At 40.8% G+C, this 12,652-nt stretch carries 11 protein-coding genes; 6 read left to right on the forward strand and 5 right to left on the reverse strand.

The window, feature by feature from the left end; genetic code table 11:
- Positions 1-22 precede the first annotated feature (22 nt).
- Positions 23-1,924, forward strand: coding sequence for an FAD-dependent 5-carboxymethylaminomethyl-2-thiouridine(34) oxidoreductase MnmC (gene mnmC / locus FTT78_RS12785; RefSeq protein WP_180044510.1), 1,902 nt, complete (start codon positions 23-25; stop codon positions 1,922-1,924).
- A gap of 79 nt (positions 1,925-2,003) precedes the next feature.
- On the opposite strand, the gene FTT78_RS12790 is transcribed toward mnmC, so the two are convergent.
- Complete coding sequence (locus FTT78_RS12790) at positions 2,004-2,318, reverse strand: rhodanese-like domain-containing protein (RefSeq protein WP_004976235.1); 315 nt, start codon at positions 2,316-2,318, stop codon at positions 2,004-2,006.
- A gap of 92 nt (positions 2,319-2,410) precedes the next feature.
- Here FTT78_RS12790 and FTT78_RS12795 point away from each other — a divergent pair, with 92 nt between their 5' ends.
- Both FTT78_RS12795 and FTT78_RS12800 read left to right on the forward strand, forming a co-directional pair.
- The gene (locus tag FTT78_RS12795) at positions 2,411-2,899 is read left to right on the forward strand and encodes a YajQ family cyclic di-GMP-binding protein (RefSeq protein WP_004976234.1); all 489 of its coding nucleotides are present in this window, start codon (positions 2,411-2,413) and stop codon (positions 2,897-2,899) included.
- Between the two features lie 12 nt (positions 2,900-2,911).
- A complete protein-coding gene (locus FTT78_RS12800) occupies positions 2,912-3,421 on the forward strand; it encodes a DUF4442 domain-containing protein (RefSeq protein ID WP_104853054.1) in 510 nt (169 codons plus the stop codon).
- Between the two features lie 79 nt (positions 3,422-3,500).
- Here the strand turns inward: FTT78_RS12800 and FTT78_RS12805 are convergent, their stop codons facing one another.
- The 3 genes from FTT78_RS12805 to FTT78_RS12815 form a co-directional block, all read right to left on the reverse strand.
- Positions 3,501-3,878 (reverse strand): acyl-CoA thioesterase, encoded by a 378-nt coding sequence (locus FTT78_RS12805; protein ID WP_228748483.1) that lies wholly within the window; start codon positions 3,876-3,878, stop codon positions 3,501-3,503.
- Positions 3,879-3,974: 96 nt separating this feature from the next.
- Positions 3,975-4,406: a thioredoxin TrxC gene (gene trxC, locus FTT78_RS12810; RefSeq protein WP_180044512.1), complete on the reverse strand. Its 432-nt coding sequence runs from the start codon at positions 4,404-4,406 to the stop codon at positions 3,975-3,977.
- Positions 4,407-5,303: an alpha/beta hydrolase gene (locus FTT78_RS12815; protein ID WP_180044514.1), complete on the reverse strand. Its 897-nt coding sequence runs from the start codon at positions 5,301-5,303 to the stop codon at positions 4,407-4,409.
- Between the two features lie 124 nt (positions 5,304-5,427).
- Here FTT78_RS12815 and FTT78_RS12820 point away from each other — a divergent pair, with 124 nt between their 5' ends.
- Together FTT78_RS12820 and FTT78_RS12825 are read left to right on the forward strand one after the other, a co-directional pair.
- On the forward strand, positions 5,428-5,763 hold the full coding sequence (locus FTT78_RS12820) for a TIGR01244 family sulfur transferase (RefSeq protein WP_019838040.1): 336 nt from the start codon (positions 5,428-5,430) through the stop codon (positions 5,761-5,763).
- Positions 5,756-6,175: a beta-lactamase hydrolase domain-containing protein gene (locus tag FTT78_RS12825; protein ID WP_180044515.1), complete on the forward strand. Its 420-nt coding sequence runs from the start codon at positions 5,756-5,758 to the stop codon at positions 6,173-6,175. Before FTT78_RS12820 ends, FTT78_RS12825 begins: the two co-directional genes overlap by 8 nt.
- Before the next feature lie 158 nt (positions 6,176-6,333).
- On the opposite strand, the gene FTT78_RS12830 is transcribed toward FTT78_RS12825, so the two are convergent.
- The gene (locus tag FTT78_RS12830; protein WP_180044517.1) at positions 6,334-10,818 is read right to left on the reverse strand and encodes a hypothetical protein; all 4,485 of its coding nucleotides are present in this window, start codon (positions 10,816-10,818) and stop codon (positions 6,334-6,336) included.
- Positions 10,819-11,027: 209 nt separating this feature from the next.
- Here FTT78_RS12830 and FTT78_RS12835 point away from each other — a divergent pair, with 209 nt between their 5' ends.
- On the forward strand, positions 11,028-12,407 hold the full coding sequence (locus FTT78_RS12835; protein ID WP_180044518.1) for a dihydrolipoyl dehydrogenase: 1,380 nt from the start codon (positions 11,028-11,030) through the stop codon (positions 12,405-12,407).
- Positions 12,408-12,652 lie beyond the last annotated feature (245 nt).

Here is a 12,652-nt window from a genome sequence, read left to right on the forward strand (position 1 = left end):
CTTGATTTAAGGTACTTTGGTTTTGTTTCAGCCTATTCAAACTGCCGAGCTGGATTGGCAACTGGTCGATGGTATTGATGTGCCCATTTCCAAACAATTTGGCGATGTGTATTTCTCTAAAGACAACGGTTTATTAGAAACACGGCATGTGTTTTTACAGGGCAATGACTTACCCATCCGTTTAGCAGCGCTGAATGATTTTGAATATTTTTGTGTAGGCGAAACAGGCTTTGGTACAGGCTTAAATATTTTAGCGCTTTGGCAATTATGGCAACAGGTACGTCCCAATAATCGCAGCCATTTACACGCAATTTCTGTCGAAAAATTTCCACTTTGCAAAGCCGATCTTATACGTGCCTTAGCGGCTTGGCCCGAACTCAGTCATCTGTCTGAACAGCTGATTCAGCAATACCCTGCCGCTATTGCAGGCTGTCATCGTTTAAACTTTCCAGATGAACGCTTTAGCCTAGATTTATGGCTAGGCGATGCTCAGGAAGTTTTTCCTGTCATTGCTAAAACTGCTCCTGTCAATGCGTGGTTTTTAGATGGCTTTGCACCCGCCTGTAACCCCGATATGTGGCAGGAAACCGTGCTCAACCCGATTGTAGCACTGTCCGATTATGGCACGACTTTTGCCTCATTTAGTGTGGCAGGCGTACTCAAACGTGGCTTAAAACAACACGGTATTCACATCACCCGCCCACGCGGTTTTGGGCATAAACGGGAAATGCTGAAAGCCATCTGGCAAGCGCCTGAAATAGAGCCAATATCCGATCAGAACGAAACTCAAATTACAACAAATACCACAACAAGCAACCAACAGCGCCATATTGCGATCATAGGCGCAGGAATTGCGGGTTTAAGCTGTGCGTGGGCATTTTCCCAACGAGGGCATCAAGTCACGCTCTATGACCAAACAGCGCCACTTGCAGGCGGTTCTGGCAATCCTTTGGCACTCTTAAACCCAAAACTTTGCCCAATTCATCAAAGTGCTGATCATTTAATGACTTTGGCATGGCAACATGCTTTAAATCACTATGCCGCATTCAAAGCATTTCGTCCGTTGCAGATTCATCAACTGGCACTTAAACATGCCGATGAATTGCTGGATTTAGCCACACAATATCCAAAAGGTATTTTAGCAGCACAGAGTGCAACCGAACTTACGCCACAAAGCGACTTTGCCAGTTTAAACTTATTGCAAGCAGGAGCAGTTTCTCCACATCAACTGCGTGATGAAATTCTTGCGCATCCGCACATTCAGTTTCAGCAAGCTCAAATTAAACAAATCACCACGACAGCACAGCAACTGATCTTACACAGCGTAGATACTGAACTTGGAGTGTTTGATCATGTCATCGTCTGTGCAGCGCTGCAAAGCGGTGCTTTTTTTGAGCATTACCCTGTGCTTAAACCCATTCGTGGGCAAGTTAGCTGGGTAAATAATACAGATCAGGCTTTGCCATTATCACAAGCCTATAGCTATGGCGGCTATTGCATGCAGCTCAATGCCGATCAACTGATTTTAGGTGCATCGTTTTATCCAAATCGGGAAGATTGTGACGTCTTGGCAGAAGACCATGTGCATAACTACGAACTTATCCACAGTGTCTTTCCTGCGTATGCCGAAAACTTAGCACCCGTAGATACTTGGCAAGGTCGCGCTTCGCTACGCGCCCAAAGTAAGGATTATTTTCCCCTACTTGGCAAAATGCGTGATGATCAGGAAATTTACAGCTTTGCAGGACTCGGTTCTAAAGGCTTTTTATTTGCCCCGTTGTGCAGTGAAATACTGGCGGCACAAGTTTTAGCAGAAGCCTGCGCTGTACCTAAAAACTTAGTACAAAAACTGGCAGCTACACGTTTTCAAAAAAAGGTGAAAACCAAGAAGCCTTATTTTAAAGCTCCTCCACCTTCAAGCTAACGCTCGCTTAGAGAAAATAGAAATAAAACGATACCCAACAAAAAAGCGCCTTACGGCGCTTTCTTCATATTGATGATACTTAGTGACCTTGTTCCAAAGGCATGCCTGCGTCGCGCGCAGCACGTGTACCACCCATTAAAACCACATATTCACGTGAGCTGTCCAAACCTTCTAGTTTTTCCGCTGCACGTGGGGCTTTACTTCCGCCACCACATAAAATGTAAATGGGTTGATCCGCCGACACCTGAGTAAGACTCTCTGCTGATAGATCGTTAATTGGCTGATTCACAGCACCTTTAACATGAGCTTCTGCATAAGCACTTGCATCACGTACATCCCAGATAATCGCGTCAGCTGGGAACTCAAATGTTGTAATTTCTTGTTTACGGATCATTGCGCACTCCTTTGATGTAAAACAACACTTGGCAAATGAAGAAAACATCCCTAGCATCTCAGATATTGTTTCCATTTGCAAAGGTCTTCATTATGCCTTCTTTCGATATTGTTTCTGAATTAGAACTTTTTGAAGTGAATCATGCGGTTCAAAACACACAAAAAGAAATCGGTACTCGTTTCGATTTTCGTGGTCAGGATGTTTCTATCGACCTCAATGAAAAAAACAAAGAGATTAAAATCTCCACTGAAAGTGATTTCCAATGTGAGCAAGTGTATACCATGCTCGAAAATCACTTCTATAAGCGTAAAGTCGACATTCAGGCGCTTGACCCACAAAAAATGACCGCATCGGGTAAAAATGTGATTCAAGTGATCAAACTTAAAGATGGTCTTGACTCAGATACCGCAAAAAAAATTAACAAAGCCATTAAAGACAGTGGCATTAAAGTGCAATCTTCTATTCAAGGTGACAAAATTCGAGTGACCGACAAGAAACGCGATACATTGCAACAAGTCATGGCGTTCTTGAAAGAGCAACAATTTGGTCTGCCGCTGCAATTTAACAACTTTAAAGATTAATTTGGGGATGTCATGACACCAACCAATCGCTTAAACAAACTGGTCAAAGCAACATCAAAATTGCCGAAAGGCATTCAAAGCCGCCTTTTGAGTCAAGCCTTTGGTCGTGTCGTGCCGATGGTGGGCACTGCGAAAATTCGCTATCAAGAAGTAACCCCATCGCAAGTGGTGGTCAGTCTTGCCAATCATAAAGCCATGCAAAACCATATTGGACAGGTACATGCCTGTGCTATGGCGCTGCTTGCCGAAACTGCTACAGGTTTTGTGACTGCTATGAATGTACCTGATAGTGCCATTGTGCTGATTAAAAGCCTGAAAGTGGACTTTAAACGTCCAACTCAAGGTGCAATGACAGCCATTGCCACACTCAGCCCAGAACAGCAACAACTCATGCACAGCACCGACAAAGGTGAAACACTGGTCAATGTCAGTGTGATTGATGAATCAGGCGAAGCTCCGATTCAGTGTGAAATGTTGTGGGCATGGGTGTCAAAAGCACATTTAAAGCAGAAACAAGCCTAACGCCTGTTTCCTCTCCAAGAAAAAATCCCAGCTACTGTGCTGGGATTTTTTTCATTACGATGTTTGACTAGCTTGATACTTATGATGCTTGACTAGCCTGAGCTTCTAAAAACTTCTGTTTGGCTTCTTCAGGAATCTGACGTTTTGAGCCTTTGACATCAACCGCAACAAAGGTAAATACCCCTTCGGTAACACGCACAGCTTCACGTGAATCATCATGGCTGTCCCACACTTCAATTTGCATTTGAATTGAAGTATTGCCCACTTTCAAAATTTTGGTGTAGCAACTGATCACATCGCCCACTTTTACAGGCACCAAAAAAGTCATTTGGTTAATGGAAATCGTGGCACAACGTCCTTTACTAAAACGCTCGGCATGAATCGCACCAGCCAAATCCATCTGTGAAACGATCCAGCCTCCAAAGACATCTCCACTCCAGTTGGTATCTGCTGGCATGGCAATTGTTTGTAGGGAAAGCACTCCCTCTGGTTTTGCATGAGAATCTGACACGTTCACTCCGGACATTTGCATTAAATTAGCACGAACAGTGCATTAAGACTGGGCATTGAGTTTCTGATCCAACCACTGTTGTAATTCAGTCGCTCGTAGCGCGCCGCTTATTCTAGCAATTTCATTGGTTTTATTCATCAAAACCAGCGTCGGAATACTACGTACATTAAATGCTGAGCTTAATCGCGGATTGGCTTCGGTATCAATTTTAGCAAATACCACTTGTGGATTTTCTTTTGCTACAGCAGCAAAATGCGGTGCCATCATTTTACATGGACCACACCAGTCCGCCCAAAGATCAATCAGAATAGGTAAATCGCTATTTTGGATAAAATTACTGAAATTTTGCTCATTCAATTCAATGGGTGCAAGCGGAATCAGCGCTTGATGACACTGCCCACATGCAGGATTGGCAGATAATTTATCTTCAGGTACACGGTTTTTTGCACCACATCCAGGGCATACAATAATCATTTACTGAACTCCAAACAGTTGCTGTAAAAACTCTAATTGGGTCTGAATGGCTTTTTTAAACCATTCACCATGATAAATATCAAAATGTTGCATATCCCACTCTTCATATTGCACATAAGGCGCAATATTGGTGGCCGTTTCACGGCTCGATTCAATTGGAATCAGGCTGTCACGCTGTGCAGCAATAAATAACACAGGGATGTTGATTTGCCGCACTTCTTGAATGGGGCGATAACGAATCAAATTAAAAAATACCCGCGCAGGAATTTCTCCACTCCAGTAATGATCGGGGTTTACAATGGACATATAACCTGCATAACTGTCTGCTGTGGGTAAAAAGCACAGCGCCTTTTGCGCAACCACAGGCAGTGTTTTTGGCGACATGCCTACCTTTGCCCCCATATAATCCTGACTGGAGATTTTCAAGGCTTTAGGAAGTTGCTGCAAAGGATACAACTTGGCACTTTCCGCACCATCTACAAAAGGCACTTGTACCATGACCGCGGCAATATTGTGTAAGCGTGAGGCCAAACTGAGTACATATCCACCGCTCAGCGACGTCCCCCATAAAATCATGCGCTTGGCATCTATAGATTTACGTTCTGCGATATGTGAAATCATGCTGCGCCAATCATCTAACTGCGCTTCAATAGACACCAATTCACGCGGACGACCGGTACTCCCACCCCAGTAGCGATAATCGAACAACACCACAGCATAGCCTGCCTGTGCAAAACACTGCGCATATTGCACCAATTTAAAATGACGTAAAGCAGCCAGTCCATGTGCCATTAGAATTACTGCGGGTTTTTCTATAGATTTGGGGCGATAAAAGTCTGCAGCAATCACCTCATGATCGCTTTTGACATATAAAGGCTCGACCGTGTAGGAATGCATAAGCGCTCCATTGCGTTATTTTATCGTTATCATCGTTATAAATATTTCAGAACATTCAGCTCATGAATCTGCTTAATGCTATCATAAAGCATATTGTCATGAATAAAATGATGGAGTGTTTCCCATGTCTGAACAAGTCGGTTTTGCAGGTCAAATTGGTCCTGAGCATGTAACTCAGGTACTTGAGAAAGGTTTTAAGTCAATTATTAATAACCGCCCAGATATGGAAGGTGGTCCTGAACAGCCCACCAGTGCACAAATTGAAGAAGCAGCACGTGCTGCAGGTTTGGATTATGTTTATCAGCCTGTAGTATCTGGTCAAATTACCGAGTTAGATGTTCGTGCATTTGCCAATCACTATAATGAATTACCAAAACCTGTGTTGATGTTTTGTCGTACAGGTAACCGCTCAAATAACTTATTCCAATTAGCTAAACAAATGGATTTGTTGGATGACTAAACCCATCCTCAAACATGTGTTTTGTTGTATTCTGATCTGCAGCAGTATCTCGTTGAGTTATGCGAACAATACACAGATGCTAACAAATAAAGTTAGCGTTGCAGGTCAGATGAATACTGCTAAGTTTTCACAATTGATGCGGCAGGGTTTTAAATCGGTGATTGTGAACCGCCCCGATCAAGAGATTGGCAATGCGGTCAAAGTCAGTGAATTACGCAATATTGCAGAAAAATCTCAGGTCAGCGTGATTTATCAACCCGTTAGTAGCGGTAAAATTTCTCCAACAGATATTCTTGAATTTGCCAAATATTATAATGAGCTTCCAAAACCCATTCTGATGATTTGTCGTAGTGGCGCTCGTTCTAGTGCGTTATTTCATCAGGCAAAATTTCAAGGTTTGTTGCATGAATAAAGTTTTATTGGTGATGATGTGTGTCTTGGCGCTGAGTGCTTGTAGTTCTATGCAAGTACGCCCGACGGTGGGTGTGAGTGTGGGGACTTCGCTTTAATTTTTAAATTGAAATCCCCATAAAAAAAACAGCGCCGAAGCGCTGTTTTTTTAGTTTTTAATTATGGGCATGTTGTTGTATTTACACCATACGGACTTTGCAGGTTAGGTCCAAATGTGCCATTCGAGCTATAATCGCTAGTTAAAGCAGGTAAAGTTAAATTATAAGTTGTTCTTTGTGGCAATGAAGTGATTGTAGATGCTGCACCAATTTGAACATTTAACCAATTCGCATAAATTTTTGGATAACGGATCGTAAAGTCAAATTTACCATCTTTATCCGTTGTATATTTAGCGGTTTCTCCTTGCCCTAGGAATGTTGGAACTTTTACAGGTACATTCATAACTTCAGGATTAGTAATAGCTACACCTGAAGCATTTGCTGGACAAACACTGATTGGCTGAGTGCTTAGGCTTGCAGGTACATCATCTGTATCATCAGCTGGCGTACCGTTATTATTCATGACTACACCATTGCGCTCATAATGATTTGGATTCGTCAAATCATAGTAACGTTCGCCTGCGGCAATCCATTGTTCACGAGCTGATTTTTCACCTAACTTAACTGAGTTTCTCCAGATGTACTGACCTTTACGGTAAGTAATAGGTGTAATATCCATCACAACTTCTTGATTAGCTAGCGGCTTACCATCAAAGTCAACCACACTCACAGAAAGGTTACGTGTGTAATAAACTCCATCACTCGATGAACCAACTTCCGTTGGGTTTACTCCTATTACAATTGATGCAATTGGATTTTGTACTGCCGCCTGAACAATATCAACTTGGGTTACTTGAGTCGCATCAATAAAGCCTTCTTCTTTAAATCTCGCTGTTAAACGTAGATCTTCATCTGCAAATGTTGCGGCATCATAATTTTCATCACGTGCAAGTTCGTCTACTTGTACTTTAAATACGGCTTGTCCGTTGGCATCTGTGGTTAAACCTGATGCTCCTACAATTATTGCCCCGTTACGTGCAAAATTATCAATAGCCAATTCAACGTACTTATCAGCTATGCCACCACCATTAGCATCAACCAAAGTCACGGTAACATCCGTCATATCATTACGTACATTCATGATTGGTTTAGCAGCTGCAACACGTAGACTATAACGTGCAGGCTGTAGTTGAGGTGTTGGAGTCACAATAGGTGCAGGTGTAAATGCTTTTAACTGGTGTATTTGAGTTACTGTACCTGCTTCATTAGTATGACTTGCAGTTAGCTCGATTCCACTTGCAATCAATAACTCAGCATCAACTGTGCTTCCATCAATCTCAACCGAGAAGAACGCATTACCGTTTGAATCCGTAATCACTGTTTGAGGTTCACTGGTATTGGTTTGATGCCCACTTCCTGGTGTTCCAATAATTAAAGTAGCTGCGTTATTTGCAGACAGCCTTACTGGCTGATTACGAACTGGCTGATTATTTCGATCTAATAATGCAACAGTTATAATTGAACGGTCACCCGCAGTGCTTAAATTCGATTTAGAACTCTGTATTGTTAAGTGATTCGTATTAATCGCTTCAGTGACTGTAAAGCTAAGCGTAGTTTCAAGCTTTTCACCTTTAGGGTTAGTAATAATACCTTTAACCTGAATACCATTGTCTAATAAAGCTTGTTTTGCAACTGCTGGAATATTCTTAGGTAATGTAAGAGTTACTGGCAATTGTCCATTAGCAGACGTTAAAACTGAATCTTCACTCAGTTTCACACCAGCTGAAATTGCCTCTGTATTCAATGCCAAATTCACAGGGTAAGCTGAGTTTGCGCCAAGCTCGTCCTTAACGGCTACTTGCACTGTATAGCTCTTACCTAATTCCAAATTAGATTGATCTGCTGTTAAACGTAAGTTTACAGAATCCTTTGGAATCTCAACTTGAATTGAACCGGTTTGCTGTAAACGGTCATTCGGGTTATTTAAACTTGTGCCGACTACCGCAAAAACGATACCATTTTTAATCAAGTTTGCATCGTACCCACCTTCAGCAACTCGAACAGTAAATTCTGCTTCACCATTGCTGTTGGTTACAGCCGAGTTAGAAGATAAAGACACACGTGAGCTAGTTAACGAAGATAAAGCAATTTGAATTGGTGTATTTGGAATAATGGCATTGTCTTTATCTTTTGCAACAACTTTAACACGAACTTCACCACCCAACACTGACACAGTTTGAATATTACCTACATATGCAATATCCAGACCTGCAAGCTCTGGTAAAACGACTGGTGGTTGTGCAACATCAACTTTCTTTGTAACAGTAAATGCGGAACCATCTGTACGAGTTGATTTCACGACTACCGTTAAACCATTCGCAATTAGATTCGTGAGTTCAGTTACATTGCCCGCTTTTACTTTAATTGTAAATTTTGCATGACCATTTACATCTGTGCGAATAGCTTGTGTAGAAACGTAACTCACACCATTATTTAATGCTGCATCATTTAAACCAATACTGATCAGCTGATTTTTAAGTACTTCGCCATCTGTACCTTTTGCGGTGACATTAACAGTTAATGTTTGCTCTTGACCAACTGCTAGAGTCAAATCTCCCAACATATCAACTGTAAAGTGATCAAGATCAATCACACCTTGATCTGTTGGTGATTTGAAGTTCAGACGCAATGTTTGTGTCTTACCATTTGCTGAAGTTGCAACTAATGGTATACCTTGATTCGCTAAAGCTAAAGCAGCTTGCTCAGGCGATAAATTCGCCTTGTAAGCAAGAGTAAAAGTGGCATAACCATCGGCTTCAGTCTGTTTAGAAGACTGACCTGTATGACTTAAACCTAAATCTTGCAATTGTTCATCACTTAAAGACCCTGCAATACCTAGTGAAATAGTTTCACCTTTTAAGGCGCTACCATTCACACCCGTTGCTTTTACTTTAACTGTAATTATTTGATCTTTTGTATAATCAAATGCTGTCAGTATTGGATCTATAGATAAATAGCGCGTCGCTTCTTCAGAAACTTCTTCATTTGCAACTGTAATAGCAATAGCATTGCTTACACCATTATCAGTCGTAAAATTAGCTTTAATTCCTGCTTTTACCAATGCTTCTACTGCAGCAGGTGTTTGGGCATTAGTCTTAATATTAAAAGTGGCAAACCCGTTCACCAAGTCTTTTTCCGCAGCCCCATCCAATGTTACACCATTTGATGTTGCTTCAGCATTTAAGTCAAGTTTAACCTTACCTTTAGTTGCTGCTAAGCCTTTATTATTAATTGCCTTAACAGTTACAGCAACCGAGTCATTTTTTGCATTCACTTTATATGAAGATGCAATTTCTAAACGCTGAATAGCATCTGCATCTGAAGCATTTGTATTTTCTGTTACTACATCAACAATAACGCTACCAGACTCAAGGTTAATACCATCTGTATAGGTTGCACTTAACGAAATACCTGTGTCGGATAAAGCAAGTGGATGTGTAACATCGGCCGTGCTAATCGTAAATTCTGCAATACCTTGTGCATTCGTTTTAGCAGTCGCATTATTGAGTTTAACGCCATACGCGAGCTCATTTTTTGTAAAGCTCAAACGAATCTCTTTTCCACTTAACGGTTCATGTTGATCATTCTTTGCTAATACTTGGATTTTTACAGGTGTTGTACTTTTCGCAGCAACAGCCTGATCTGGCTTAATTACAGAGAGAGTTGAGACAATCTGAGATGTGTCTTTAAATGTTAAATCTGCTATTGCGGTTTTTTCAGCTTTATGTTCATCAACTAGCAAAAAACTTAATGTTTCAGACTTACCCGCGAAAGTAGCAAGATCAGCTGATGTAAAATTGCTACTCGCTTTAAGTGTATATTTCACCTCACCCTGAGCATTTGTTTGTTGAGTTGCTGCGCCATTAGCGATAATAAATTTACCGCGCATCGCTTCAGGCATATTTAAAGTAACAGACTGATTCGCTTTAATGCCACCCTTAGCATCTGTTACAGTCGCAACAACATCAATACTGCCATTCGGTAGATTTAATACAGCACCTTGGGTCACATTGATTCTATAGTCACTGACAATCGTACTACTTTTCTTAATATTTAAAGTGTAGGGAATACTAACTGAAGTGCCATCCACAGTAGCTGTTAATTGTACTTTCCCATCCGCTACTGCTAATTCAGGAACATTAATTTCAAATTTAGCTACACCATTTTCATCAGTCGCAACTACAGAGTTGGTACTGCTTACACCAAACTCATTTGTCGCAATTGATAAGCGAATATTTTTGTTGGCAATACCACCATTATCTTCATTTAAAGCTTTAACCGCCAAGTAAACTTTTGAATTATCTGGTGCAAATTGAATTTCCTGACTACTCGCACTCTGTAAATCTCTTGTTAAATGTGTTGCTACCTGTGACGTGTCTGTTGTTGAGGTATTGTCTCCACCACTATTTGGAGGATTAGTTGTACTACTATTATCCGTATTGTAATAACCATCACTTCCACCACCACCACACGCAACCAATGCGATAGAAGAAGCCAATACTGTAGACTTTACCCCTAATTTTTTTAAGTTAATAAAATATGTCATATTCGTACCCATCGTTTTTATAAATGTCACAGACCCGCAAGATAGTTTACGGCTTTTAACGGAATTTACTCAAAATTACAAAAACTTTCAATGTAAATCTTCCAAACCACAAATTAAATCGTGATATCGGCTGTTAATTGTAGTTATTTCAACTTAAAGGTTATAAATTAAATATTAGTTAACCATTTAATAAAATAGGTGTAACCATCATGTACGACCTCATTATTATTGGTGCAGGTACCGCAGGCATTAGCGCCTATAAAGAAGCAATTAAATACACCCAAAACCTACTCATCATCAATCACGGTCCATGGGACACCACCTGTGCCCGCGTTGGTTGTATGCCCAGCAAAGTTCTCATCTCTAGTGCCAATCGCATGCACGACATACAACATGCACAAGAAGTTGCACTCACGGTAGATGCAAAAATTGATACATCCCAAATCATGACGCACGTACGCCAATTACGTGATCGTTTTACTCGTGCCACACAAAAAGATGTAGATCGCTGGGAAACATCCCATAAAGTTTCAGGCTTTGCGACTTTTATTGATGCCCATACAATTCAAGTGAATGGACAACAATATCACGCAAAAGCTTTTATTATTGCAGTTGGCTCTACTCCTGCTTATGAGCAAGCATGGAAAGTAAACTTAGGTGAACGCTTAATCACATCAGATCAAATCTTTGAATTAGAGAACTTACCGCAATCTTTGGTCGTCATTGGCAGTGGTGTAATTGCAATCGAATTGGCTCAAGCTATGCAACGCTTAGGGGTAGAGACCACTATTTTTGCACGTAGTCGTAAAGTTGGTTCACTCAGCAGCCCAAAACTACAAACCATTGCACAAAATACACTTAGTCAAGAATTGAATATCAAATTTGAAACCTTGCCAACACAACTACAAAGAACAGAACAAGGCGTGCAAATTGAATATCAAGAAGATGGACAAACACAGAGCTTAACTGCCGATTATGTATTGGTTGCCACGGGTAGACGCAGCTATTTAGATCAGCTTCAACTTGAAAATATTGATACGAGTTTTAACAACATCAAACAGCTCCCAATTGATGCACACACCAAACAACTCGGACGGCATGCTATTTTTATTGTGGGTGATGCACACACGAATACTCCCATTCAACATGAAGCAGCACATGAAGGGCGTGCAGCCGTGCATAATTGTTTAAGCTTTCCAAACATTGAAAATATAAAAACATTAACACCCATGGGCATTGTGTTTAGCTCACCTGAAATGGCATCTGTAGGACAAAACTATAAACAACTGAAAGAGCAAAATATTGCATTTACGACAGGCTTTGTTTCTTATGAAAAACAAGGTCGCGCTTTGGTGCTGGGAAAAAATAAAGGTGCGATTGAAGTTTATATTAATAATAAAAGTCAAAAGTTATTAGGTGCTGAATTATTTGTGGATGCTGCTGAGCACATGGCGCACTTATTGGCTTGGATGATTGATGAAGAACTCACACTTGAAGATATTTTAGATAAACCGTTCTACCATCCAACACTAGAAGAAGGTTTAAGAACAGCATTTAAACATGCACGTCGACTACTACGTGATGTCTAATCAAATTTAGAAAGTATGCTTACTCTTTAAAACCATCCCCTGATGGTTTTATTTTGCCTTCACTTTTATGTTTCCTTTCTTTTTATAATTTTATTTTTCTAACTTTATTTTCTTTTTGCATAAAAAAACACCCCCAACGTGAGTTGAGGGTGTTTAGAATAATGAGCTGGCGATGACTTACTCTCACATGGGTAACCCCACACTACCATCAGCGCGAAGAGGTTTCACTTCTGAGTTCGGGAAGG

Origin of the sequence: Acinetobacter sp. YH01011 (assembly GCF_013420785.1) — a bacterium.
In the GTDB taxonomy this organism is placed as follows: domain Bacteria; phylum Pseudomonadota; class Gammaproteobacteria; order Pseudomonadales; family Moraxellaceae; genus Acinetobacter; species Acinetobacter towneri.

What these genes read in the sequence shown, in the direction of transcription:
- FTT78_RS12790 (WP_004976235.1), bottom strand. Translation starts at nt 2,318, where the DNA reads ATGATCCGTAAACAAGAAATTACAACATTTGAGTTCCCAGCTGACGCG.
- FTT78_RS12795 (WP_004976234.1), top strand. Translation starts at nt 2,411, where the DNA reads ATGCCTTCTTTCGATATTGTTTCTGAATTAGAACTTTTTGAAGTGAAT.
- FTT78_RS12800 (WP_104853054.1), top strand. Translation starts at nt 2,912, where the DNA reads ATGACACCAACCAATCGCTTAAACAAACTGGTCAAAGCAACATCAAAA.
- FTT78_RS12805 (WP_228748483.1), bottom strand. Translation starts at nt 3,878, where the DNA reads ATGCCAGCAGATACCAACTGGAGTGGAGATGTCTTTGGAGGCTGGATC.
- trxC (WP_180044512.1), bottom strand. Translation starts at nt 4,406, where the DNA reads ATGATTATTGTATGCCCTGGATGTGGTGCAAAAAACCGTGTACCTGAA.
- FTT78_RS12815 (WP_180044514.1), bottom strand. Translation starts at nt 5,303, where the DNA reads ATGCATTCCTACACGGTCGAGCCTTTATATGTCAAAAGCGATCATGAG.
- FTT78_RS12820 (WP_019838040.1), top strand. Translation starts at nt 5,428, where the DNA reads ATGTCTGAACAAGTCGGTTTTGCAGGTCAAATTGGTCCTGAGCATGTA.
- FTT78_RS12825 (WP_180044515.1), top strand. Translation starts at nt 5,756, where the DNA reads ATGACTAAACCCATCCTCAAACATGTGTTTTGTTGTATTCTGATCTGC.
- FTT78_RS12830 (WP_180044517.1), bottom strand. Translation starts at nt 10,818, where the DNA reads ATGACATATTTTATTAACTTAAAAAAATTAGGGGTAAAGTCTACAGTA.
- FTT78_RS12835 (WP_180044518.1), top strand. Translation starts at nt 11,028, where the DNA reads ATGTACGACCTCATTATTATTGGTGCAGGTACCGCAGGCATTAGCGCC.